A 24,350-nucleotide genomic window follows, 5' to 3' on the forward strand; every position below is an offset into this window, starting at 1 on the left:
TATTTTGACCGATATTTTTATAGATTCTCGTTGGTTGCGTGCCCCCGCAATAATTTTTTAAAAAAGTTCAAATGATTATAATGTCACGGTTTGTGGGTTCAAATCGGGCTATGATTAAACTCTCATCAATTTTGAAGACGGAATTCTTGATAACGTATACTTCAGCGTTAAAAGTAGACATCGTAACTTTCACCTGTCAAAAAACAGATTGAGACTCTAAGAAGACCTCGTTGTTTACGTTGATGGACGACAACTATGCGGATTAAAGTGACCAAGTTCAAATGTCAGCGAACGGCTGACTTGATTGAAAGCGGCCCTTCTTTCCAATATGCTATGCACTATCAAAATAACCGAAAGTAGCCATATATCGTGACGGGACTAGAAATGTTGTGAATTCCGCTTCGCGCTAATTGTGTCTGTGATAGCACCACGCTAACGTGAGTTATTCGGACTTCAACTGAAGGAGCATAGGGAATAGTGTCTGTAATACTGTATGGATATCGTTTCAGCGTTTATAATCGAATTGTGCGACTGGTCCTCCATGAAAAGGAGGTTGGCTACTCAATGAACGAGGTAAATCCGTTTACTGAGCTTGATGCTTCTTACCTGAAATTACATCCTTTTGGCCGTGTGCCAGTACTTTCGCATAACGGGTTTGATATATTTGAAACCTCAGCGATATCTCGCTATATCGACAGTGCATTTGATGGTGCACCCTTACGGCCCGCCAATCCACAGGCGGCGGCACGTGTGGACCAGGTAATTTCGATCATTGATAATTATGGATACTGGCCAATGGTGCGTCAGGTATTCTCTCAACGTGTCGTTCGTAAAATCATGGGTGAGCCAACCGATGAAAATGAAGTCTGCGTGGGCATTGAAGCATCACGAAAAGTGCTTTCTGCCCTAAACAACATTTCGGATGAAGGATATATTCTGGATGGTTCGGCAATCACGCTTGCAGAGTGTCATCTAGTGCCAATGATGGACTATTTTACCCGTGCGCCGGAGGGACTTGACGAGTTGAGTTTGCACCCGGCATTACAGCTATGGTGGGATCAGATTTCAAGACGGGACTCCGTTAAATTGACCGATCCAGACATCTCCAAGTTCGCTTCATAGTCGAGGTCGCTTTTTCTGCAAGCCATTACTCTGGATCTGGACGATGGAGCTCTCCAAACTATTTTTAGACAATTTTCCTCTCTAAATTGGTAAAATTGGGCTATTTTCCCGTTTTTAGACACTCTAAGCTATTGAATTCATTGATATCCATGTTCATTCGTAATGCGTAGGTCGGAGGTTCGAGTCCTCTCAGCGGTACCAATTCTTTCATATATATCAATGTATTACGTGATTTTATGAAGAAGCACCAAATAACCGTTTAGACAAATTTCAATGTATTGTGGCGAATAAGTTGTCTACATATTTCGGTAAGCATTTGAATTACTGGGCGTTTTGATCGCGGCATATCGCATAATTGATGCGTTGCTCGTTGAGGGGTGAATATTTTATAATTCTAATATTATTAAGTTTAATTCCTGCTCCAGCAACCGGTTGATCAGCGCTGCCAGTGTTGTGATGATTGACGTCAGTGCGGGCAATCACAGCTACTTCCATCAGGATGGTTTGGCCTCTGTTGCCGCCTTGCCGGATGACAGCGGCACGATGACCGACACATATACTTATGGCCCTTATCGGTTCACCGGTCGTCGCCTCGATTCAGAAACCGGCCTCTATTACTATCGGGCGCCGTATTACAGTCCCGCCCAAGGACGCTTTCTTTGCCCGACCCCATCGGTTATGGCGATGGAATAAACCTACATGCCTATGTGGGCAATGATCCGATCAACTTTGTCGATCCAAGTGGGTTAGCTAAGGAGGGCGTCCAAAATTTGGCGAGTAATAATTATAGTCTTTTAAATTCAAGTTCTTCAAGAGCGTCAGATCAAAATGGGGTAGTGCAGGCTAACGCTGGTTATTTAATCCCTTTGGCTATTGGTACTGCAAAAATTAGTGCTAAATACGTCGCTCGTGGCTTGAAGTATTTGTTCGGTAAAGGTAAGGCTGGGAGAAAGCAAACGACCCTCGATGAGTTGTCGAAACAGCAACAAAAGAGTATACGATCGGATGAAAAACGAATTTCTGAACATCAAAGAAAACTACAAGAATTTAAGAACAATCCTTCCGTTCGGCCTGGAATGGAAAAATTGGAGATGGATGTAGTAATAGGTCTTCTATTTTTTACCTCGTTGTTTTTAGGGCGGTGCTTTCTCGGGCCTGTAGTTCGTACCCTACGTCGATATTGAGGCTATTCGGTTTTTCACCATTGAGCCGTTTGAGGATGAGGTCGACGGCTTGATAGCCGATTTCATATCGATGCGTCAGAACGCTCGTGAGCGGGGGGACTGCGGCGGACATAAATTCAAGATCGTTAAAGCCAGCGATGCCCATTTCAGTTGGTATTTGAATGTTTTGTGCGAGGCATTCAAACAACACCCCAAGAGCCATATCGTCATTACCACAAAAGACGGCATCCATTTTTGGGTCGCGTTTTTGCAAGTCTTTAAAAAAATCCCGGCCCAAATTAACAGAAGAAGCGGCTGTTGAAACTGCGATGCGGGCCTCATCAAACAAATCCAGCTCAGTAAGCCGTTGTTTGTAGCCGGATAGTCGCCGCGCTAATCGAGGGTCTAGGCGCGCGCCAATGAAACCGATCCGTCGGTATCCTTGTTCGACCAGATGATCAATAACCGTCATGGCCGCTTTGGAGTGAGAGAAGCCAATGACCATGTCGATAGGGTTATCATCAGTTTCAATGATTTGTACGATGGGTATCTTGGACTCGCTCAATAGATTGCGGGTTTTTTCGGATTGATCGCGGCCGGTAACAATAAGGGCTGCAGGGCGCTGCCCTACAAAAAGGGAAATGAGGTGATCTTCTTCGGCAACGCTGTAATGGGTGTTGGCGATCTGAATTTGAAAAGGCGTATCCCGTGCGGCATCATGGATCCCGCGCAAAGTGTCGGAAAAGACATTGTTCGTTAAGGAAGGGACCAAAACGCCGATAACATCATTTCGGCCCGAAGCTAGGGCGCGGGCTTTTTGATCTGGGATATATTTAAGGACCCGTATTGATTCTTCGATGCGGGTGCGAAGTTTCTCAGAAACTTTGGAGGGATCTCTGAGCATTCGGGAGACTGTAATAGCGCCCACCTTTGCATGTTGCGCAACGTCATTAATGGTTGCCCGACCGGAGCCCTTTCTTTTCGCCAATTTTTTGCCCCTTTCAGATCGTTGCTTTGCACAACAGGTTGTATACCGAAGTAAATGATTGAGATGAAACTGTCGATCCAAGATTTCTAACTTGACATTACGGTAGCGCTACCAATAAAGTCAAACGAAACTGTGGTAGCGCTACCATATAGCCAGATTAATAAGGCAAAATTCCAAATTAAAGATGGTGCAGGGCTGGGAAATGAAGATCGTTCGCTTGGAGACTGTGCGTATAAAAGAACGCCCAAACCTTTTATGGGTGCTCGTGCATACGGACGAAGGAATTACGGGTCTTGGCGAGACGTTTTTTGGCGCGGCAACGGTCGAATCTTATATTCATGAATACGTAGCTCCGCGGGTTATTGGGCGGGATCCCCTTGAGATTGATCTGCTCGCATCTGATTTGCGTGGTTACGTGGGGTTTAGGTCTTCGGGCGCAGAAATGCGGGGGAATTCTGCTTTTGATATTGCGCTTTGGGATATTTTTGGCAAAGCAACAAACCTGCCAATTGCCCAATTGCTGGGCGGATTTAGCCGCCGGGAAATTAGAACCTACAATACATGTGCAGGTACGGAATATATCAAGAAAGCAACCGGTCAGGCGACCGCTAATTATGGCCTTCAAAATGGCAAGGGTGATTACGACGATCTGAACGGGTTTTTACATAACGCTGATGAGTTGGCGTTGTCTCTGCTCGATGAGGGAATAACAGCGCTTAAAATCTGGCCCTTTGATCAAGCCGCAGAGAAGAGCCGCGGGCAATATATCTCCCTGCCGGATTTGAAAGAAGCGCTGATACCGTTCGAGAAAATTCGCAAAGCCGTTGGCGATAAAATGGACATCATGGTGGAGTTTCACTCTATGTGGGAGCTGTTACCTGCCATCCAGATCGCCAAAGCGCTCGCGCCGTATCAAACCTTTTGGCATGAAGATCCAATCAACATGGACAGCTTGTCCAGCCTGACACGATACGCACAAGCCTCCCCGGCGCCAATTTCCGCATCAGAGAGTTTGTCGACCCGCTGGGGATTTCGCGATTTGCTGGAAACCAACGCGGCAGGGGTTGTGATGCTCGATATTAGTTGGTGCGGCGGACTTTCTGAAGCGCGTAAAATTGCATCGATGGCAGAGGCATGGCATTTGCCGGTGGCGCCCCATGATTGTACCGGGCCGGTCGTTCTTTGTGCGTCAACTCATTTGTCTTTGAATGCTCCAAATGCCTTAGTTCAAGAGAGCGTTCGGGCTTTTTACAAAACTTGGTATCGGGATCTAGTGACGGCCTTGCCAGAAGTTAAAAATGGAATGATCACCGTGCCCGAAGGCGCCGGGCTTGGTATGGAATTAAACCCTGATCTTGATCAGGTGTTTAGCGCAATGCGAAAGGTGTCGGAAGTGACAAGTGTTTAAGTTTTCGCATGTTTTTAAAAAAGGTCCTACAAATTCAGGGCACTAACAGGAGGAAGAAAATGTTTAATTTTGTAAAGCAAGGACTTGTTGCGGGCGTTGCCGCACTGGTTATGTCAAGTACAGCGTTTGCTGCTGATTTCGATATGAAATTTCAGTCTAGTGATCCGGCCGGTAATCCCAATTTTATGCTAAAGCAAGAATGGGCAAAGCGCGTTGAAATTATGACAGGTGGGCGTCTTAAAATTGAGATGATGCCCGTCAATTCAGTTGTGCAACATTCTGAAACTCAAGATGCGGTTGCCGCCGACATTTTGGATGGACACATCACAGACACAAGTTATTTTGCCGGTAAAGATCCAGCATTTGGTCTGATTGCTAATCCCGTTGGTGCATGGTCATCCCCCTCAGAAATGCTCCGCTTTATTAATTATGGCGGCGGTAAAGAATTGATGAACGACATTCTTGAGCCTTATGGTCTTCACTTCATCGGGGCAACGACACCGGGACTTGAAGCGTTTATTTCGGCACGGCCCCTAGATGGTGTTGCTGATCTAAAAGGCCTCAAAATGCGGGCACCAGAGGGTATGGTGCAGGAAGTATTTGCAGCTGCAGGCGCGTCACCTGTAAATTTACCGGGTTCAGAAGTTTTTACATCACTTGATAAAAAAGTCATTGAAGCGGCGGATTATACGGTATTTTCAACAAACCAAGCTCAGGGTATGCATGACGTTGCGAAACACCCTGTGTATCCTGGTTTCCATTCAATGCCGCTTGTCGAAGTATCAATGAACCAGAAAAAATGGGATTCATTGCCCGCTGATATTCAAGAAATTTTGAATATTTCAGTTCGTGATTTTGCCATTGATATGACATCTAAATTGGCGATGAAAGATCTGGAAGCTGTAGCCGCCGCGCGTAAAGATCCATCCATCACTATTCATAACTGGTCCGCAGAAGAGCGCGCTAAATTCCGTGCGATTGCCATGAAGCAGTGGGAAAAAGTCGCTAAGCGGTCTGAAAATGCTCAAAAAGTATATGATACGCTGACTAAATACTTAGTGAGCCAAGGTCTTATCTAATTGGCCTGCTTCTGTGATGGAGGGTCCCTCCATCGCAGAACTTTATTACGTGACGCGTTTCATACAAAGGTGCGGATATGGCTGGAGTGACAGAAGATCCAGAGGTTATTGTCCATAGAGAACATACGAGTGCGGCTGCCGAAGAGGCAGGTGTTTTTGGTCGGATTATTGATCGGATAGGCATTGTTTTTGCGCTTGGTTTCCTGCTGAGTATGGCCGTCTTGATTTATGAAATCTTTATGCGCCATTTGCTTAATGAGCCAACGCTTTGGGCCCATGAAACAACAACATTCTTATGTGCCAGTGGATTTGTTTTTGGTGGACTTTATTGTGCCGTTCACAACAAGCATATCCGGGTAGTGCCCATTTACGATGCGGTTAGCCCCGAAGTGCGGCGTTGGCTAGATGTTGTGATTTACGTCATCTGCGCCATTTCTACGGGCTTTTTCTCTGCCGCCGCTTGGAAAGGCGTGGAGCGCAGTATATTTGCGCCGGACGGGCGATTTCGTATGGAAACCAGTGGCAGTGCATGGAACCCACCTGTTCCGGCTTTATTGAAATTATTCTTATTCACCGTTCTGGTCTGCTTAACGATCCAGTTCATCATTTTTGCGATCGCACATTTGCGAAAAAAACCGCTCAATAGAAATTAGGAAGTTTATCGATGTTTGAACTTTCACAGCTCGGAATTGAGTATGGAACCCTCGCGATCTTCGTGATGCTGATCGGTCTACTCCTCACGGGAATGCCGCTTGCCTTTGTTACTTTGCTTGTTGCGCTTATTTTTGCGCTGGGCTGGTTTGGGCCGATGGCCGTGCCGCTCATTACAAGCCGGGTATACTCGTTTGTCTCTTCGTTTGTTTTTGTCTCGGTGCCCATGTTTGTCATGATGGCAGCCCTGTTGGATAGATCTGGTATTGCCAAAGATCTATTTGATGCCATGAGATTGGTTGGTGGGCGCTTGCGAGGGGCAGTTGCTATTCAAACGGTTTTTGTCGCTGTTGTCCTGGCCGCTATGAGCGGTATTATTGGCGGTGAGATCATCCTTCTGGGGTTGCTTGCGCTGCCCCAAATGTTGCGTCTTGGTTATGATCGCAATTTGGCAATTGGGGTTGTTTGTGCTGGTGGATCCTTAGGAACAATGGTTCCGCCCTCTATTGTATTGATTGTCTATGGATTAACCGCAAATGTCTCGATCGGGGATCTATTTACATCGGCGTTCATCCCCGGGTTAATGCTGGCGAGTTTTTATGTCGCCTACATTTTAATCCGCGTATATCTCAATCCCTCAATGGCTCCAATCGTCGAGAAAGACGATACACCGGTAAGAGAAAAGCTTGTATTGCTCAAAGGATTGGTTTTACCTTTGATGGTCGTGGCCTTTGTGCTGGGATCTATTTATGGTGGGATTGCATCTGTAACTGAAGCCTCAGCCGTTGGTGTGGCGGGTGTTTTATTGTCGATCGTTCTCCGCCGAGAGTTTTCCTTTGAATTATTAAAAGGCGCTGCGCTTCAGACTCTGTCCACATGTGGTATGATCGTTTGGATTGGCATTGGGGCATCTGCGCTGGTTGGTGTATTCAATTTGATGGGCGGTATTAATTTTGTCTCCTCCCTCATCACAGGCATTTCTGATCATGGGATTGTGATTATCCTGTTTATGATGTTGATCCTGTTTGTCTTGGGGATGTTCTTGGACTGGGTTGGTATTGCGTTGTTGACCATGCCAATTTTTGTGCCAATCGTGATTTCACTAGGCTATGATCCCGTATGGTTCGGTGTTTTATTTGCGATGAACATGCAGGTGAGTTTTCTATCTCCGCCCTTTGGACCGGCTGCTTTTTATCTTAAAAGCGTTGCGCCGCCCGACATCTCGCTTGGTATTATTTTTCGATCTCTCGCACCCTTTATCTGTATTCAGATTTTCGCGGTCGCGCTTCTTATTATTTTCCCCGGTATCACCGGTCGCTAAGGGTAGATAAATGTCAGATACTAAAAAGGCACTTCTTCGTTCGCAGTCTTGGTTCGCCAATCCCGACAATCCGGATATGACGGCGCTCTATCTGGAGCGGTATCTTAATTACGGGCTTACCCGAAAAGAGCTTCAGTCAGGCAAGCCGATCATCGGTATTGCCCAAACGGGATCGGATTTGTCGCCGTGTAATCGGCCACATATCGAGCTTGCTAATCGGATCCGAGAGGGTATTCGTTCTAACGGCGGTATTGCATTTGAATTTCCGGTGCACCCTATCCAAGAAACTGGGAAGCGCCCCACAGCGTCACTGGATCGAAATTTAGCGTATCTGGGCCTTGTTGAAATTTTGTATGGCTACCCGCTGGATGGTGTGGTGCTGACGGTGGGCTGCGATAAAACAACGCCGGCCTGTTTGATGGCGGCGGCTACGGTTGATATTCCAGCCATTGTCCTAAGCGGCGGGCCGATGTTGAACGGTTATGCCAACGGAAAACGTTCGGGTTCAGGGACGATAATTTGGGAATCTCGGGAACGATTGGCCGCAGGTGAAATCGATTATAAAGAGTTTATCGAACTCGCGGCCTCGTCAGCCCCTTCGCCGGGCTATTGCAACACCATGGGGACAGCGTCGACAATGAACTCTTTGTCGGAGGCGTTGGGGATGCAATTACCAACAGGCGGTACCATTCCAGCTCCGTATCGCGAACGGGCGCAACTTGCCTATGAGACGGGGGAGCGGATTGTGGATCTCGTCAAAGAAGACGTGACGCCGTCCAAAATTATGACGAGAGAAGCCTTTGAAAATGCGATTGTTGTAAATTCTGCCCTTGGTGGATCTACAAATGCGCCGATCCATTTAAATGCCATTGCCAGTCATATGGGCGTCGAGCTGAAACTGGATGACTGGGAAAAACATGGGTTGGATATTCCACTGCTTGTTAATTTACAACCTGCCGGCAAATATCTGGCAGAAGATTTTCACCGTGCCGGTGGGGTTGGCGCCGTTGTTCATGAGTTGATTAAGCACGGACTTATTCATAAAGGTTGCCTGACGGTAGCTGGTACCTCCATTGGCGAAAATTATGCAAACACACCGGGCACAAATCCGGATGTTATTAAGGTGTTTGAGACGGCTCTTACGGGCAACGCTGGATTTAAAGTTATGCGCGGTAATCTGTTCGATGCGGCGATTATGAAGCTGAGCGTTATTTCAGAAGATTTCAGAAATCGCTTTTTGTCCGACCCAGATCATCCAAACGTTCTGGAGGGTCGGGCCATCGTTTTTGACGGGCCCGAAGATTACCACGCCCACATCGACGATCCGGCACTTAATATTGATAAAGACTGCATTTTGTTTATGCGCGGAACAGGCCCCATTGGATATCCGGGGGCGGCCGAAGTCGTGAATATGCGGGCACCCACGCATTTGATTGAGAAGGGTATTAGGGCACTTCCTTGTGTTGGCGATGGCCGTCAATCAGGAACTTCCGGATCTCCGTCAATTTTGAACGCATCTCCAGAAGCGGCGGCTGGGGGTGGGCTGGCGTTGGTGCAAAATGGTGATAGGATCGTGATTGATCTGAATACAGGTCATGCCAACATGGTGATCTCTGATGCGGAACTTGCTGCGCGGCGCAAAATGCTGGACGCAAATGGTGGGTACGCCTACCCAGACTCGCAGACCCCATGGCAAGAAATGCAGCGAAAAGATGTGGACCAGCTTGATAAAGGAATGGTGCTTAAATCTGCAGTGAAATATCAACAAATCTCTCGCAGCAAAGGTCTGCCTCGGGATAATCACTAACGGTGAGCCAAGATGTATAAAGTACTATCGTTCGGCGAAATCATGCTGGAAATGTCAGATGTGGGAAATGGGCTTTATCGTCGGAGTTTTGCAGGTGATACGTTTAATATGGCCTATTACTTGAAGACTGTTGCGGGAAGCGCTGTGCAGGCATCGTACATGACGGCTCTTGGTAACGATAAGGACAGTAATGATTGTATTGCGTTTATTAACAAATACGGCGTTAGCTCAACGGCTTGCTTCCGTGATCCAGACCGAACGATCGGATTGTTTTTATTGTCGAATGATGAAATAGGCGAAAAGCAATATGGCTATTGGCGCGGGCAATCAGCAGCCCGCCATTTATTTGATACGCCCCGTGATTTAACGGGATATGATATTGTTTACTTTTCCGGAATTTCGGCAGCGATCACGCATCAGAAAGACAATCTTATCCAGTCGGTCGTCTCCGCGAAAAAAACGGGGGTCAAAATCGCGTATGATTTTAATTACCGATCCAAACTATGGTCAACAGATGAAGCCTGTCGGTTTAATGAAGAGATTTTTGCGGTTGCCGAGCTTGTCAAAATTTCCGACGAAGAGTTAGAACTTCTATATCCCGGTAGTGATATCGTTCAATTGTCAAAGAAAGCCCCTGAAGCTGAATGGGTCTTAACCTGTAGCGGTGGATGCGTTGAGATTTGGCAGAACGGACGGCGGACTGAATTGGAAGTGTTTCAGCCGATAGGTGCAGTGGTTGACAGCTCGGCTGCAGGGGATGCGTTTATTGCAACTTTTATTGCATCTCAGCTTCTTGGGAAGAATAAAAAAACGGCCCTGCAATATGCCCACCAAATTGCCTCACAAGTGGTTTGCTTTAAAGGCTCGATTGGCGAAATAGATATTACCAACTTGGAGAAAACCATTGCTTGATTATGCAACCGCCACCATTAAAGACATGCCGCTCATTGCGATTTTACGGGGCATTACCCCGACAGAAGCGGGGCCAGTATCAGATGAACTGGTGCAATCTGGAATACGACTGATTGAGGTGACACTTAATAGCCCCGACTGGTCGAAAAGTTTGGAGATTATAAATTCTCGCCATGGCGACGACATTATTTTAGGTGCGGGGACGGTATTGTCCCCAGACGATGTGGATCGGGTTCAAGCATTGGGCGGGCAGATTATTATTTCTCCAAATATGAACGTTGAAGTTATCAAGCGTACGAAAGAATTGGGCATGTTATCTGCGCCGGGTTGTTACACGCCGTCGGAATGTTTTACGGCCCTTGAAGCAGGTGCGGATATTTTGAAAATTTTCCCTGCAGATACATTGGGCCCTGCGTTTATTAAAGCGATTGCGGCAGTATTGCCCAAAGGAACACCTATTTGCCCTACCGGCGGTGTGTCTGTCGATACGATGCAATCATTTTTGGATGCTGGCGTTTATGCCATGGGGGTCGGGTCGGCACTTTATAAGCCGGGTAAAACAGTTGCTGAAATCGCAGCGTCTGCAGCGGTATTTTGTGACAAATATCGGACCTTAATGTCGCGTTTTAATCAATCGGCATGAGCGATACCTCCACTTGGAGATACTATCAGAAGAAAACAACTTGAAACTCATTTGCTCGTCGATAACGAGGGCAAAGTGTTGGAGGCATAGAGTAGAATCTGGATGGGCATAATCAAATTGGGCCATTATTTATTCTCTCACGACAATGCCTAGACTTGTGCTTCAGCCAGCACTTTGTTGGCCAAGACATTATTTGAACAGTAAGATCCCCAAAAAATACAAATAATAGGAACAATTTAATGTCCAACCTCACGGCCATCCGGCCTGTCTTGCCGATCCTCATTGCGGCTTCTGTTATACTGACAATTAGTTTTGGTCTGCGTCAAAGTCTCGGCCTGTTCATGCCTGCCATTACGCAGGATATTGCCGTCACAATCATCGACTTTGCGGCGGCAATTGCACTGCAAAACCTTGTCTGGGGGTTTTGCCAGCCGGTTGCTGGAATAGCTGCCGACAAATGGGGATTTCGTGCAGTTATGGTGTTTGGTGTGCTCTCTTATGTTGCCGGAATGATCAGTCTTGCGACAGCAGATGGCGTGGTTGCCGTTGTGCTGGGCGCGGGTATTTGTGTCGGGGTTGGAATGGCATGCGCATCCTTTGCCATGACACTCTCTGTCATGTCGCGCTTGGTGCCCGTGTCCATTCGAAGCATGGCGTTAGGGGTTGTCTCAGCTGCGGGTTCCGTTGGAGCGATGATCACAGCGCCCTATGGTCAGTTTCTGGAATCATACTATGACTGGCGTATCGCATTATTTGGCTTGGTGGCTCTCGCTGTGTTCATTATTCCCGCTGCCTGGATTGTTGGTCGGGTTGATAAAGAAGCACCGCTTGTGCATTCTTCAAATAATTCAGACAAATTGTCAGCGGGTACCGCTCTTAAAACGACGCTTCAAAATCCCTCTTTTGTTGTGATGGCCTTGGCGTATTTCGTATGTGGTACGCAGCTTGTGTTTTTAACAACACTGTTTCCCGTCAGCATTCATGAGACAGAATATTGGGTTTTTTGAGGAAATGGATATGCTAATTCATCAGTCCACAACCATTTCAATCTAACGCTTCATCTTTTTTCTTGGCAAGAGTTAAAAATCAATCATGCTTTAGTACTCAGTCATATTGCTTTGACAATGCCACCTGAAGCTTTCTCATTGGAAATTGGCTTCCATTATGCTATAAAACCTCGGACAAAATTCATTTCTGTCTGAGGTTTCGTGACAATGACCAAGATGCCGACACAGACCCAACGAGAGAAGCTGCTAGCTTATATGGCCCGCCACCCGCTCGCGCGACCCCGTGACCTCCGCGAGGTCGGAGTCACTGGAACCGTGATAAAACGCGCTATGGACGACGGCGATATTATTCGGATCGGTCGAGGACTTTACCAGCTCACAGGGACCGATATCGAGCTTAACGCCAGTCTCGCGGAAGTCAGCAAGCAAGCACCCAAGGCCATTATCTGCCTCATGTCGGCGCTCTCATTTCACGGGCTCACGGATCAACTGCCGCGTAAAGTATGGATCGCCATTGGCGCCAAAGATTGGAAGCCAAAAATTTCCTATCCGAGAACGCGAACGGTACGATTTCGAGAGCCTTACCTTTCGAAAGGTGTAGAGAGTTTCAAAATCGGTAGTGTCGATGTAAAAATATACTCCGCCGCCAAATCGATTGCGGACGCTTTTAGAAACCCAAAACTGGTCGACCGCTCCGTAGCGATTGAGTGTCTTAAAACCGCTCTAGAAACGCGCAAAGCATCGCCAGCTAGTCTAGCGAATGCCGCAGAAAATTATGGGGTCGGTAAACTGATGCGCCCCTATCTGGAGGCGCTGACATCAAATGGCTAAGCAACCGAAAGATATAGCCGCATCCGTTCGGCAGCGCTTGCTGAACCTAGCGCGTGAAGAGCAGCGTGTTTTTGAAGTCGTTCTTGTTGCTTTCGGTTTGGAAAGATTGATCTATCGCCTTTCCGTTTCTGACTACCGGGAGCGGTTTGTTCTAAAAGGAGGAATGCTCGTTACGCTTTGGACCACAGATCCAGGACGATTTACACGTGACGTAGATTTTCTCGGTTTTGGTGACGATGATGAGGGGCAATTAAAAGCAGTGTTCGCGGAAATCCTTGCTATGGACGTCAATGATGGCCTCACGTTTGATAGTGCTGATATCTCGGCATCTGATATTAGAGAAGATCAAGTCTATGGCGGCAAGCGTTTGAAGACGACTGCCTATCTGGGGAAAATACGCATTCCGATCACAATAGATCTCGGTTTCGGTGATACTTTGGGCGATCCAAAATTCGAGATCGAATATACTTCTCTGCTCGACTTCGAGGCGGCAAAAATCCGAGCATATTCGCCAGCCACAGTGATTGCTGAGAAATTTCAAGCTGTAGTCGATCTTGGTGTGGTGAACGGACGAATGAAAGATTTTTACGACCTCTGGGCCGTGCCAAAAGCCAAAGAAATACCGGATAATGATCTCGCGCGTGCACTCAAATCTACATTTGATAGAAGGCATACAGAAATTCCAACCGACAGACCACCTGGTTTATCGGAGGAGTTTGCTACCGAACCTGCGAAGGTTACACAATGGACTGCCTATGCTGAATCCACCGAACTTGAGGACGTATCACTAGAAGCTGTGGTTGACGAAATTTGGGAACGGCTCGCTCCTATTTGCCTAGCTGCTTCCAAACTCTCATGATTTTGGACCTATTTTTGAGGGTTTAGCTCTGTGAACTATGTTTTTGTGAATACATACTTTGTTGGTATGGTGAAATTGAGTTTTAATAATGGGGATGACTTCTACCCGTTTTCAATTTTTAGACATTTTCTACTCAATAACGGGATAAATTAGGCATATTTCTGATTTTTAGACACTCTAACCTATTGAAATTATTCGTATCCGTTTGCATTCGTAATGCGTAGGTCGGAGGTTCGAGTCCTCTCAGCGGCACCATGAAATCAATGCATTTGTAAAAATCAGATGGTTTTGTCCGTCCAGAATTTACAAAATGCAACTTCGGACGGGATTGGAAGCCTGTCGGTTCTGGGGGTAAAAATCCGCTCAATAGGATTATCGGACTGGTCAAAACCGCTCAAATCTAACCTGTGGCAGAATTTTTCACACTGATAGTCTTTAGCCTATCGGGTAAAAGGGTTTAACTCTTTTTTTAATAAATCAGGATTTTCTAAAATAAATTGGGGGTGATTTACATGAAACCACCCCTTTTTTCACATTGCAACTTATGCAGCAGCCAAAAATCGCAGCGTTTCTTCAACCTGTTGGGCTGTTTTCGCACGCGTTTCGTCACTAATATTTAATCCTTCTGCATGGATAAACTCAACATCATCAAGGCCTAAAAAGTTAAAAATCGTTTTCAGGAACGGCGTCACAGAATCCTTGTCGGTTTCCTTATAATACCCGCCGCTGGTAACGACAGCATAAACCTTTTTGCCTTTCAGCAATCCCTCAGATCCCGCTTCGGTATAGCGAAAGGTAATGCCCGCCCGTGCAACATAATCAATCCAGCTTTTCAACGTAGATGGAATTGAAAAATTATACATGGGAACAGCCAGAACAACCACGTCCGCCGCCTGTAACTCTGCAATCAAACTGTTGGAAAGCGCCAGGGTTTTACGTTGCGACGAGCTCAGATCGTCTTCTAAAAGATTAAAACTGGCGATGGCATCCCCCGTCAAATGCGGTATGGAATCTTCAGTTAAATCTCTGTGGACGAGCGTGCTGTCGCCGTGAGTGACCAAAAGCTGATTCACCACCTTCGAGCTGATGGCATTTGATTGGCTGTTATCACCAAGAATGCTGGATGTAATATGTAGAATGTTTGTCATCTTGTTTACCTCGTCAAAGTCTTTTGCGTCTCTGATAAGGTACTTAATATCTGACAATTCGATTTAATAACGCTATTATCTGATGAAATATATCTACTTTTTCGATAGGTTTACGATGGCATCTCCGAAAGTCAGTCTGGAACAATGGCGGATACTGCACTGTATTATCGCTGAAGGGGGCTTCAATCAGGCGGCAAAGAAACTCAACAAAAGCCAAAGTGCAATCAGCTATGCAATTGCCAAGATGCAAGAGCAGCTTGGTATGGAAATACTCACGATAAATGGCAGAAAAGCAGAGCTTACAGAAGCTGGAGAGTTACTCCTCAGACGCTCCAAAACTCTCTTAAGCGAAGCTGAATGCCTGGAAGCTGCGGCACAGGCGCTGCATCAAGGATGGGAGCCTGTTATCTCCATTGCAGCTGAAACCCTCTTTCCAATCCACATACTTATGCAAGCCCTTGAGAAGCTCGGTAAAAGCGCGCCGCATACACGCGTTGAAATAATTGAAAGTGTGATGTCTGGCACAATTGAACTGGTAGAAAAGCGTGCTGTTGACATGGCTATCACTGCGAACCTGCCAAAAGGTACATCGGGCATACCATTAATGGATATCGAATTTACATTAGTCGCCGCGCCAAGCCATCCGCTCGCCCAGCAAAAGGATCCTATTATTTTCTCTCAGCTTGCTCAGCATCGACAAATTATTGTCCGCGATAGCGGTGAGCATAGAACGGGAGTTGGAGGCTGGCAGAAAGCGGAACAACGCTGGACTTTCAGCAATCTTAGCACTGCAAAAACGGCTCTACTGAACGGTCACGGCTTTTCTTGGTCGCCAACCTGCCTTATGCATGCCGAACTTGAAGCGGGCCAGATTGTACCACTTCAGCTCGAGCATGAAAGCAGGCGGAAAACGACGTTATACTTAACTTACCCAGAGATAGACGCGCTTGGTCCTGCTGTAAAACTTTTGGAAACACTGCTTCTCGATAGCATAGCTGAGTATCGTGAAACTTTGCCAGAATGTTTATCGGCCTAAGACTGTTTCCGACGCTTATGGCTAGTGTGACGGCAGTGAATGGCATGTTCCAGCCTTCGTCAGGCCTGTTGGGGGGTCTGGGTGTGAGCCGCCTTCAAATACAGGCAAGGGCGTTTTAACGCAGGCTTCTGTGGGGGCGAAAGGGCGCTGCATTCTTAGCGGTTAAGCCGGAGGTTCGTGTCTTCTCAGCGGAAGCATCAACTTAAGGGCTTGGCGTGTTTGACTGGCGGGTAAACTGAGACGTTTTCACCTGACTTGTCTCTTTGCCATACCTGCACAATTTTCTAACGGCCTGTAATTAAGCAGTTTTCTTGGCGGATGATCCGTAAAAGCGATGCGTTGCCTGTAAACGGTGTTATATCACCAATAAATTTGAGCGTTCGTAGCGAACAGAACCGGATTTTATGTTAAAGAGACTTTATTATCCGGTACTATTTCTTTGACACTTCCGGGTGTCTTTTTTTGATAATTGAGGTTTTTGGTATGCGCTTTCTTCGGTTTAAAAAGGACGGTGAAACAGTATATGGATTACTGGAAGGTGCGCAGGTTTATGAACTGACAGGGTCCATTTTTTCGGATTATAAGAAGACCGGCGAGATCTTTGAACTTGAGGATGTTGAACTCGATATTCCTGTCGTTCCCCGCACATTTTACGCGGCGGGTTTGAACTACCAGACTCACTTGGAAAAAATGTCCGTGGCCGTTGGGCTTGATGCCAGCGCACCCGGCGCTCCTGATATTGGATACCGGGCAAATAATGCGCTGACGGCTCACAACGAACCGGTTGTAATTCCTGCAGATGCAACGGACCAGGTTCATTATGAAGGTGAACTTGTGGTGGTCATCGGCAAGCAGGGAAAATACCTGACGCCTGAAACGGCCATGGATATTGTATTTGGCTATACCATCGGAAATGATATCTCTGAGCGAAGCTGGCAAAAGTCGGACAAAACGATGTGGCGCTCCAAAAATACAGATACTTTCAAGCCTATGGGGCCCTGGATAGAAACTGACGTAGATCTGAAAACGATGGAGACCATTGTGCGTCTGAACGGGAAAGAACAGATCTGTTTTCAGACAAACAGGATGATTACCGGAATTGTTCCTTATCTGGTTCATATGACCAACTATCTCACCCTGTATCCCGGTGATGTGATTTGGATGGGAACAGAGGGTACATCTCCCAATCTTCTGGACGGGGATGTCGTGGAAGTGGAACTTACGGGGATTGGAACGCTGCGTAACCCGGTTATTCGGCAAACCCCATAACCAGATGAGCGTGCTTTACTTCAACGGTAAGGGGAAGACAGGCCACGGCGCTTTGGTTCTGACCGCTGAACGGCCAAAACAGAGAGTATGATCACGGCGCTACCGACCAGTGTTTGCCAGCTTGGCGCCTCACCAAATAAAAAGAGACCTGCGAGAATTGCAAAAACAATTCTCAGATAGGGATAAGGGGCCATTGCAGAAACTTCGGCGACCCTGTAAGCCTCGACCGTGAAGATCATGCCAAGCGTGCCAAGTGACCCGGAGACGAAGAGAAGGAGCACGGCATCGGTGCTGATTGTTTGCCAGTCCAGCACAAGACCCGGCGTCGCCCCAAAAGTTGTAATCAATCCAATGTAAAGCATGATTGTGGCTGTGTGCTCCGTTTTCGCAAGGATACGGTTTTGGAAAACGAGTGCGGCCGCGGCCGCGGCGGCCAGCAGACCAAACAAGATACTAAAATTGAAATCGTGCAAAGATAAACTGAAGATTTCGCTGGCGAGTGCAACACCGATAAAGCCAAATGCGGTAAAGATCCACCGTCTCGTCGACACGATTTCCTTGAGAAGGGGGGCCGCGAGTGCCACAACAATCAGGGACGTGGTGAAGGTTAAGGTTGTCGCAAGGGCCAGATCCAGAAGTTGAAAGCTTTTATAGTAGAAAAACCAGCAGATGAGGCTGGTGATGCCGCGGATGATATGTAGGCCGGGCCGGGCCGTTCTGATCAGGCCGGGATTGCGCAATAGGACCCAGACGGCAACAATGGCCAGTTGAACAAAGGCTCTTGCAAAGACGATCTGACCATCACTGGCAGAACTGTCGAGGTAGCGAATGGCCGTGACTTCGCCAGTGAAAATCAAAGCTGCAACCGTCAGAAGTATTGCGCCTTTGACATTATTCACAGACCCATCCGTCATTTTCTGGCGATTTTGTAATCTTCGGGTTTCTGCTCACCGACCAGATCCAAAAGCTTAACCCAGGCGGCAACCCCATCATCAATGGCCGAAACGCGCAGAAATTCGTTGGGCGCGTGAAACTGTTCATCCGCTGTTGAAAATGAGAACATCACAGTGTCAATTCCGAGGGTTCCCAATACCAGATCGGAGAGCGGCAGAGTGGCGCCAACCCGTACCCTAAGCGGTTTCTCACCAAGCGTCTCCTGCAACGCTGTTTCCGCTGCCAGTAAAAGCGGATGGTTAGGCGGCACGGCATAAGCGCGGGTCCAGCCTCGATCCCCTTTAAAACTCAGATCTACTCCATCGGGGCAAAGGGCCTGAATATGAGATTTGGCCGCGGTCCGAATTTTTTCCGGATCCTGACCGGGGACCAGTCGCATTGTGATTTTAGCGTGAGCTTCGTTCGGGATAACGGTTTTACTGCCCGCGCCCTGGTATCCACCCCAAAGCCCATTGATTTCCAGGGTCGGGCGATCCCAAAGCCTTTGGAGGGTACTGAAGCCTTTTTCGCCAAATTCAACAGAGCCAATATTTGCCGTCCACTCTTTACCATCAAAATCGATCGCATGCAGATCGGCCTCGGTCTTGGCATCCGGCATGACGATATCCTGATAGAAACCCGGGATGGTAACCTGATTGTTTTCGTCGTGAAGGCGGGCAACAATATTTGCCATGACATGCAGCGCATTGGGAACGGCACCACCATACCGCCCGGAATGAAGATCCAGGTTTGATGTTTTAACAGAGATTTCAAACCCACCATTGCCGCGCGAACCTACGTTGATTGCTGTGAGATCGGCCCGCCATCGTGCCCCGTCTGCCGACAGGATGGCGTCAGCGGCCAATAATTCCCGGTTTTCGCTAAGGATATTAGGAAGCGATGGTGATCCGGTCTCCTCTTCCCCTTCCAGTAGGATTTTGACATTGAAGGGAAGCTCACCGCGCGCTGACATATGGCAGCGTAAGGCTTCAATCGCGATGAGAGTCGGTCCTTTGTCATCAGAAATGCCGCGGGCATAAAGACATCCATCCCGCTCTTGCATGTCAAAGGGTTCGGATATCCACTGATCCAGTGGGTCCGGAGGCTGGACATCATAGTGGCCATAAATGAGAAGTGTGGGCTTGCCCGGCTTTTCAAGCCACTCGGCATAAAGTGCATTATGTCCACCAATACCTCCATCCAGCTCTTGTATATTTTGAAAGCCGATACCCGTCAAAAGGGCTGTTAAAAACCCTTTCGCTTTCACCATTTCGTTTCGGAATGCTGGATCCGTGCTGACCGACTGACAGGCAAGATATTCTCTAAGGCAGGTCAGAAAGTCGGAGCGGTTGTGGTGATCAATTGGGGAAGGGGAACTCATCTATGTCCTCCGTCGACGGATAGGATTTGGCCCGTGATCCAATCGGAAGCGTCGCTGGCGAGAAAGGATGCGGCATTAGCAATATCTTCAGGGGAGCCTAATCTGCGCATATGGATATTTTCAATAAGCTGCTTTTGTCCTTCTTTTCCGTAACGATCCCACTGTTTTTTCGTGGCGTCGTTGGAAAGTACAAAGCCAGGAGCAATGGAGTTGACCGTAATTCCGAACGGACCAAGTTCCAGTGCAAGCTGTTTTGTTAAACCGACAAGTGCATGTTTTGAGGCGGTATATCCCTGGATTTTTGTCAGACTGGGGCGTAAGCCTGCACCGCTACTAATGGTGATAATGCGACCATTTTTCTTCCGCTTCATCACAGGCACAAACGCCTGAGCTAGATAGAATGCGCTGTCAGTGTTGGCAGCAAAAAGGGTTTTCCAATCCTCTTCTGAAACGTCTTCAACGGGCGTGTGAGTCTGGTGACAGACACCGCCTGCAGCATTCACAAGGACTGCTGGTGCCTCATGATCCAGGGTCACTTGATGGGCCAGATCATGCACGGCATTACGATCACCGAGGTCAGCAGCATAGCCAGGCATTTTAAGGGTTTGAACGGCTTCATCAAACGCCCCGCCTGGCCGGTCGGATACGATTACCGTGTATCCGTCAAGGGAGAGGCGCTTTGCTATGGCCGCCCCTATTCCCCCGACAACACCAGTTACAAGTGCAACGGTCATTGAGCCTCTCCTATTTCATTGCCTTTAACAGTTCGCCAAAAGTTTCAGCGGATTGAGGACGTTTGTTATCCTCGATTTCGTGGATGAGTGTGACCAGGCGGCTTAAGAGAGGTGTCTCAATGCCGTGCTCTGCGGCGATTTCTGTTATTATGCCGATTTGAGGGTCGACCTCGGTCTTTCGCTTGCGAATTGCAAGGTCGCGCCATATTCCTGAATGAGTTTTGGCAGTATTCGCGGTGAACTCGATGAGAGCGGAAATTGATTTCTCTGCTTCAGACTGCGGGCTTTCGGGAAAATAGCTCTTAGGATCGAAACCATTAAAGCCGAGCGGCTTGATATTTTCAGCGAGCGCTACTTTCATGACTTCTCGCGCCAAGCCAATCAGGGCAGGCGAACGATCCGGATTTGCAAAATTTGCAGACATGCTGTCGGGTGTCAGGGCGGTAGCAAAGAGCATGGCGCCATAACCCAATTTACCCCATAAATATCCCCAGATGTTATCCGTCAGAATTGCATCCGGCTCAAATACCTGCATCAGGGTATGCAGGTGCTTGGTGCGAGTACGAACAGACCCGTCGATTTCACCAATGACAACGGCGCCTCTGTTCCCATAGAGGACGCGACCGGCTTCCTGCCAGTCGCTACCGTAGTTGACGAATGCGCCCATTGTTCGTTCGGGCCCTGCCAACCTGGCAATCAAGCGCTCATTCAGACCGTTCTGGGCTGACAGAATATAGCCATCCTGACTCAAATGCGGGAGAAGTTGGGAGACGGCTGCTTGTGTCGCCTGTGCCTTCACGGCCAGAACAATTATATCATATACACCTTCGAGTGTTTCGGGTGTATAGGTGGGAACGATCTGGCAAAAGTCTCCGTTCGTCGCGGGACCTTCAATCCGGATCCCTTTGGTGGAGCAGGCGTTGACATGTGCCTCGTCAATGTCGACCATAGCGACGTCTTTTCCGGCACGGGCCCAATAGGCCCCCAGTATTCCACCAATGGCGCCCGCACCCCAAATCAAAACAGGGCGGTCTGACATTATTTGTTACTCCAGTCTGGCCAAGGACCCTCTAGGGCGTCACGGGTTTCTTCAACCCCGGCTTGCCAGACTTTCATCATGTCCTCGTCCGGCATTTGCCACGGCCCACCGAAATTACCGTCTCCAAGCAATTCCTTTGCTTCATGAGGCGTTGATGCTTTTATGCGATCCATATCCGGAGCAGGTTTTTCTCCTTCTGGTGCGGGTGCGTGTGCGAGCCGTGTCCAGGGAAAGTTTTCCATCCAGTTTGCGTGACTGCCGACAGGATGAACCTCTTTAACGGCAGCCATTGTTTTGGGGGCCGCCCACCAATTGTGCAGGCGCACAGAAATATCGCCATATTCGGCCATCAGTTCCTGACCCAGCGCGCCGATTGGATTATTCCCGCCGTGACCATTGACCAGCAAAATATTTTGAAACCCCGAGCGGCGGAGTGATCCGATTACATCGCGCATCAAGGCCATAAGTGTTTCAACCCGAAGGGAAATTGTTCCGGGGTATGCGGAAAAATATGGGGTTAGTCCATATGGAATTACGGGAAAGACCGGAATACCGAGAGGTTCTGCCGCATCACGGGCTACTCGTTCCGCTAAGATGACGTCCACACACATCGATAGTTGTGCATGTTGTTCAGTAGAACCAATAGGCAGGATACATCGTTTGTCTTTTTTGACGTATTTTTCGACGTCCATCCAATTCATTTCGGAAATCATCATTTGTTTTTTTGCTCCCTGTCAGGCCGAGTGATTTCAGAGGAAATATCATCTGCCAGATTTGCGGTGTTTAAAACTATTTTGGCCATTAAATTCGACAGTGTTTTAACCTCGTCTTCGGTTAGGCCATCGAGCAGTTCCTGCTCGCGTTTTTCAAAGACGTGCAATGTTTTGTTAAAAAGCTCCCACCCCTCTTCCGTAAGATGGAGGGGTTGGTTGCGTTTGTCCTGATCATCAGTTTTGCGCATGATCAGTCCAGACTTTTCCAATTTTGCCATCGCTCTGGACAGGCTGTTTTTTGGAAAACCGGAGGACATTGCAATATCTGTTGCCAAGCCGCCTTCACACAACGCCAACGAATAGATCACCACATACTCAATACGGCTAAGCCCCACAGTTTTGTGGACCCAATCATAACAAGGGGTGTTATAGCGCATGGCCAGATAGTTTAAGCGAAACGAAAACGGGCATGGATTGCGCCACAACTTTGCTTCCGTCATTTGATTCATCCCCGACACACCGCCTGAATGGCGCGGGGATATATAGTTTTGCGTTGTAGGCATTGAGTTTCATTCCTCGCTCATAAACTCAATTAGTTCCATATAGAACTTGACATATCATATATTTCATAACATCGTAAAGAGTACAAGTTCCATTTGGAATTAATTAAAAAATCTTTTCACAACTCCGACAGGGGGTACCGATGAAGGTAAAAACACTAATAGCATCAATGGCTCTAGCCTTTGGTGTGACTCTGAGCGCTGGGGTCGCGACGGCCCAAACACTGACGATGGGGGTTCGCGGAGGACCTGAATCTCTGGATCCACATTATTCTGCTTTGGGCAGTCATGCAGAAGCGGCAAAGCATATTTTTGATACTCTCGTTTGGTCAGGTGATGATCTGCAAATCGAACCTGGCTTGGCGACGTCTTGGAAGCCACTGGATGATACAACGTGGGAATTTAAACTGCGCGAAGGCGTTAAATTTCATGACGGTTCCGATTTTGACGCTGAAGACGTTAAGTTTTCCATCGAACGCATACCTGCAGTAAGTGGCCCAACGACGACAACCATATACGTCCGCCGTGTTGCTGATGTGGAAATTATCGATCCTTATACCGTTCACATCAAAACAAACGGACCTGCTGCAACCCTGCCGTATGACTTCGTTCGTCTCTTTATCGTAAGTGCCGAAGCCGCGAAAGACTATTCGACCCCTGAGACCGCCTCTGCGGGTTTCAACGGCGGCCCCGCTGCTGTCGGAACAGGTCCCTATAAACTTGTCAGTTGGGAGCCTAAAGGGGATCTGGTTTTAGAGCGTTTCGACGATTACTGGCGCGGTAAGGGCGCTTGGGAAAAAGTAATTCGCAAAGAGATTCCAAACGACAGTTCACGCCTTGCCGCTTTGAAGGCGGGTCAGGTTGATGTGATTAACTATGTATCTTCTGTAGACTATCTGGCCCTTCAACGGGACAGCAGTGTCGATGCCATCGTCGGCGATAGTGTATACATAATGAACCTGCAGCTTGATCAGCGCGATGACACACCACGCGTTCGTGCAAAAGACGGCTCTGCACTGAAAGAGAACCCCTTACAGAACCCACTGGTGAGAGAAGCTATTGATTTAGCAATTGATCGGGAAACTATGGTTGAAATCGTTTTGGAAGGGCTGGGTAAACCTGCCAACCAGATGATGCCTCCGGGATTCTTTGGCTCCAGCGAAGCAATTCCTGTGCGGGAACATAATGCCAAGAAAGCAAAGGACCTGCTTGCAAAAGCGGGGTATCCGGATGGATTTGAAATTGATCTCTTCTGTACTTCAGATCGGTTGCCAGGAGACGGTGCCATTTGTCAGGGTCTTGGCCAGATGTTCAGTCAGGTTGGGATTAAAACCAATGTGAACGCCATCTCCAAAACAGTCTACTTCCCAGCACAATCCCGTCTGGAATATTCTGTTTTCATGAACGGCTGGGGAACGTTGACCGGCGAGGCCTCCTATACTTTGGGCTCACTCGCGCATTCCAAAAATCCTGATGTGAAAATGGGCGCATTCAACCGTGTTGCCTATAAAAATGAAAAAGTCGATGAACTCCTGCAAAAAGGAGCGATGACTCTGGATGCAGATGCACGCCGTGCTTTGTACGAGGAAGCCATGGTTAAAACCATGGAGGACAGAGTTTATATTCCAGTCGTACAACTGCAGACAGTTTGGGCCGGAAAGGCTGGTCAGTTGACCTTCCGCCCTCGTTTTGATGAAGATACGTTGGCCTTTTTCATCAAACCTAAAAAATAGTGTCTTTCGGGTG

Annotated in this window: 22 protein-coding genes and 1 pseudogene; 15 read left to right on the forward strand and 8 right to left on the reverse strand. The window is 47.9% G+C overall.

Annotated features, from left to right (window positions below):
• Positions 1-477 precede the first annotated feature (477 nt).
• Both OIR97_RS01470 and OIR97_RS01480 read left to right on the forward strand, forming a co-directional pair.
• Positions 478-1,122, forward strand: a complete 645-nt coding sequence (locus OIR97_RS01470) for a glutathione S-transferase family protein (protein WP_169543958.1) — start codon at positions 478-480, stop codon at positions 1,120-1,122.
• Between the two features lie 543 nt (positions 1,123-1,665).
• A pseudogene (locus OIR97_RS01480) lies at positions 1,666-2,306 on the forward strand (RHS repeat-associated core domain-containing protein).
• Here OIR97_RS01480 and gntR read toward each other — a convergent pair.
• The gene (gene gntR, locus OIR97_RS01485) at positions 2,242-3,273 is read right to left on the reverse strand and encodes an HTH-type transcriptional regulator GntR (protein ID WP_169543961.1); all 1,032 of its coding nucleotides are present in this window, start codon (positions 3,271-3,273) and stop codon (positions 2,242-2,244) included. The pseudogene OIR97_RS01480 and the gene gntR sit on opposite strands and share 65 nt — an antisense overlap.
• Positions 3,274-3,475: 202 nt before the next feature.
• Here gntR and OIR97_RS01490 point away from each other — a divergent pair, with 202 nt between their 5' ends.
• The 10 genes from OIR97_RS01490 to OIR97_RS01535 all read left to right on the forward strand — a co-directional run bounded on the left by OIR97_RS01490 (position 3,476) and on the right by OIR97_RS01535 (position 13,791).
• Positions 3,476-4,681: a mandelate racemase/muconate lactonizing enzyme family protein gene (locus OIR97_RS01490; protein WP_169543962.1), complete on the forward strand. Its 1,206-nt coding sequence runs from the start codon at positions 3,476-3,478 to the stop codon at positions 4,679-4,681.
• Between the two features lie 59 nt (positions 4,682-4,740).
• Positions 4,741-5,760, forward strand: coding sequence for a TRAP transporter substrate-binding protein DctP (locus OIR97_RS01495; protein ID WP_169544377.1), 1,020 nt, complete (start codon positions 4,741-4,743; stop codon positions 5,758-5,760).
• A 77-nt stretch (positions 5,761-5,837) separates the two neighbouring features.
• The gene (locus tag OIR97_RS01500) at positions 5,838-6,413 is read left to right on the forward strand and encodes a TRAP transporter small permease subunit (protein ID WP_169543963.1); all 576 of its coding nucleotides are present in this window, start codon (positions 5,838-5,840) and stop codon (positions 6,411-6,413) included.
• 11 nt (positions 6,414-6,424) lie between these two features.
• Entirely contained in the window at positions 6,425-7,732 is a 1,308-nt protein-coding gene (locus tag OIR97_RS01505) for a TRAP transporter large permease (protein WP_169543964.1), read from the forward strand.
• 10 nt (positions 7,733-7,742) lie between these two features.
• Positions 7,743-9,539 carry an IlvD/Edd family dehydratase gene (locus OIR97_RS01510; RefSeq protein ID WP_169543965.1) on the forward strand — a complete coding sequence of 599 codons (1,797 nt, stop codon included), beginning with the start codon at positions 7,743-7,745 and terminating at the stop codon, positions 9,537-9,539.
• Positions 9,540-9,551: 12 nt separating this feature from the next.
• Positions 9,552-10,451: a sugar kinase gene (locus OIR97_RS01515; RefSeq protein WP_169543966.1), complete on the forward strand. Its 900-nt coding sequence runs from the start codon at positions 9,552-9,554 to the stop codon at positions 10,449-10,451.
• Positions 10,444-11,094: a 2-dehydro-3-deoxy-6-phosphogalactonate aldolase gene (locus OIR97_RS01520; RefSeq protein ID WP_219821629.1), complete on the forward strand. Its 651-nt coding sequence runs from the start codon at positions 10,444-10,446 to the stop codon at positions 11,092-11,094. Before OIR97_RS01515 ends, OIR97_RS01520 begins: the two co-directional genes overlap by 8 nt.
• 239 nt (positions 11,095-11,333) lie before the next feature.
• On the forward strand, positions 11,334-12,101 hold the full coding sequence (locus OIR97_RS01525; protein ID WP_169543967.1) for an MFS transporter: 768 nt from the start codon (positions 11,334-11,336) through the stop codon (positions 12,099-12,101).
• A 315-nt stretch (positions 12,102-12,416) separates the two neighbouring features.
• Complete coding sequence (locus OIR97_RS01530) at positions 12,417-12,932, forward strand: type IV toxin-antitoxin system AbiEi family antitoxin domain-containing protein (RefSeq protein WP_407696660.1); 516 nt, start codon at positions 12,417-12,419, stop codon at positions 12,930-12,932.
• Positions 12,925-13,791 carry a nucleotidyl transferase AbiEii/AbiGii toxin family protein gene (locus OIR97_RS01535; protein ID WP_169543968.1) on the forward strand — a complete coding sequence of 289 codons (867 nt, stop codon included), beginning with the start codon at positions 12,925-12,927 and terminating at the stop codon, positions 13,789-13,791. The genes OIR97_RS01530 and OIR97_RS01535 overlap by 8 nt, the downstream gene beginning before the upstream one ends.
• A gap of 542 nt (positions 13,792-14,333) precedes the next feature.
• On the opposite strand, the gene OIR97_RS01540 is transcribed toward OIR97_RS01535, so the two are convergent.
• Positions 14,334-14,939 (reverse strand): FMN-dependent NADH-azoreductase, encoded by a 606-nt coding sequence (locus OIR97_RS01540; RefSeq protein WP_169543969.1) that lies wholly within the window; start codon positions 14,937-14,939, stop codon positions 14,334-14,336.
• A gap of 115 nt (positions 14,940-15,054) precedes the next feature.
• Here OIR97_RS01540 and OIR97_RS01545 point away from each other — a divergent pair, with 115 nt between their 5' ends.
• Together OIR97_RS01545 and OIR97_RS01550 are read left to right on the forward strand one after the other, a co-directional pair.
• Positions 15,055-15,975, forward strand: coding sequence for a LysR family transcriptional regulator (locus OIR97_RS01545; RefSeq protein WP_169543970.1), 921 nt, complete (start codon positions 15,055-15,057; stop codon positions 15,973-15,975).
• Between the two features lie 483 nt (positions 15,976-16,458).
• On the forward strand, positions 16,459-17,244 hold the full coding sequence (locus tag OIR97_RS01550; protein ID WP_169543971.1) for a fumarylacetoacetate hydrolase family protein: 786 nt from the start codon (positions 16,459-16,461) through the stop codon (positions 17,242-17,244).
• Positions 17,245-17,264: 20 nt separating this feature from the next.
• Here the strand turns inward: OIR97_RS01550 and OIR97_RS01555 are convergent, their stop codons facing one another.
• Genes OIR97_RS01555 through OIR97_RS01580 form a run of 6 tightly spaced genes read right to left on the reverse strand, consistent with a single transcriptional unit; the run spans position 17,265 to position 22,544 of the window.
• Complete coding sequence (locus OIR97_RS01555; RefSeq protein WP_169543972.1) at positions 17,265-18,143, reverse strand: DMT family transporter; 879 nt, start codon at positions 18,141-18,143, stop codon at positions 17,265-17,267.
• Positions 18,144-18,154: 11 nt separating this feature from the next.
• A complete protein-coding gene (locus OIR97_RS01560) occupies positions 18,155-19,558 on the reverse strand; it encodes a M20/M25/M40 family metallo-hydrolase (RefSeq protein ID WP_169543973.1) in 1,404 nt (467 codons plus the stop codon).
• Positions 19,555-20,292 (reverse strand): SDR family NAD(P)-dependent oxidoreductase, encoded by a 738-nt coding sequence (locus OIR97_RS01565; RefSeq protein WP_169543974.1) that lies wholly within the window; start codon positions 20,290-20,292, stop codon positions 19,555-19,557. Before OIR97_RS01565 ends, OIR97_RS01560 begins: the two co-directional genes overlap by 4 nt.
• Positions 20,293-20,302: 10 nt before the next feature.
• Complete coding sequence (locus OIR97_RS01570; protein WP_169543975.1) at positions 20,303-21,331, reverse strand: ketopantoate reductase family protein; 1,029 nt, start codon at positions 21,329-21,331, stop codon at positions 20,303-20,305.
• Positions 21,331-22,047 carry a creatininase family protein gene (locus OIR97_RS01575; RefSeq protein WP_169543976.1) on the reverse strand — a complete coding sequence of 239 codons (717 nt, stop codon included), beginning with the start codon at positions 22,045-22,047 and terminating at the stop codon, positions 21,331-21,333. Before OIR97_RS01575 ends, OIR97_RS01570 begins: the two co-directional genes overlap by 1 nt.
• A complete protein-coding gene (locus OIR97_RS01580) occupies positions 22,044-22,544 on the reverse strand; it encodes a MarR family winged helix-turn-helix transcriptional regulator (RefSeq protein WP_219821631.1) in 501 nt (166 codons plus the stop codon). The genes OIR97_RS01575 and OIR97_RS01580 overlap by 4 nt, the downstream gene beginning before the upstream one ends.
• Before the next feature lie 203 nt (positions 22,545-22,747).
• On the opposite strand from OIR97_RS01580, the gene OIR97_RS01585 reads away from it, so the two are divergent.
• Positions 22,748-24,337, forward strand: a complete 1,590-nt coding sequence (locus OIR97_RS01585; protein WP_169543978.1) for an ABC transporter substrate-binding protein — start codon at positions 22,748-22,750, stop codon at positions 24,335-24,337.
• Positions 24,338-24,350 lie beyond the last annotated feature (13 nt).

The organism is Sneathiella aquimaris, from assembly GCF_026409565.1.
GTDB lineage: Bacteria > Pseudomonadota > Alphaproteobacteria > Sneathiellales > Sneathiellaceae > Sneathiella > Sneathiella aquimaris.